This is a genomic window from Mesorhizobium sp. M7A.F.Ca.CA.001.10.2.1 (assembly GCF_003998575.1).
Classification (GTDB): domain Bacteria; phylum Pseudomonadota; class Alphaproteobacteria; order Rhizobiales; family Rhizobiaceae; genus Mesorhizobium.
This window is the reverse complement of the sequence record NZ_RZQY01001385.1, coordinates 1-415: the sequence shown is the minus strand read 5'-3', so window position 1 is coordinate 415 and position 415 is coordinate 1. Positions and strand designations below refer to the sequence as shown.

At 36.4% G+C, this 415-nt stretch carries 1 protein-coding gene; it reads right to left on the bottom strand.

The window, feature by feature from the left end:
- Nucleotides 1–415, bottom strand: a 415-nt coding sequence (locus tag EN964_RS37215) for a hypothetical protein (protein WP_373565091.1), incomplete at both ends; no start/stop codon positions are given.

The following is a 415-nucleotide window of genomic DNA, read 5'->3' as shown; positions in this document are numbered from 1 at the left end:
GTTAAGACACCTGTCATTAGTCCCATTGTATTGTTAGCTGTAGCACCTTTAGCGATAAACCCTGTCAATGCAGTAGTTATTCTTAACATTACTGCGCCAACTGGTGCCATACCTTTAATTAATCCTACAATAATAGATCCAATATTTTTTAGTAATTGCCAAACAGCCGGACTATTCGACACTAAGTAGTTTAAGAAGTTTTTGAAACCTTCTGTGTTCTTTAAGTTCGCCGCCCAATCTTTAAACGATTGTGTTACACCTTGCATGCCTACTAGTACGTTATGTGAATGACCACTAAAAGCACTAAACAGACTGATAATACCACTAAACACATTACCAAAAATTTGACCTACAATTGGCAAGTTCGTTTTAGTGTATTGAATGAATTGAGCTATACCTTTATCTGTACTTGTGC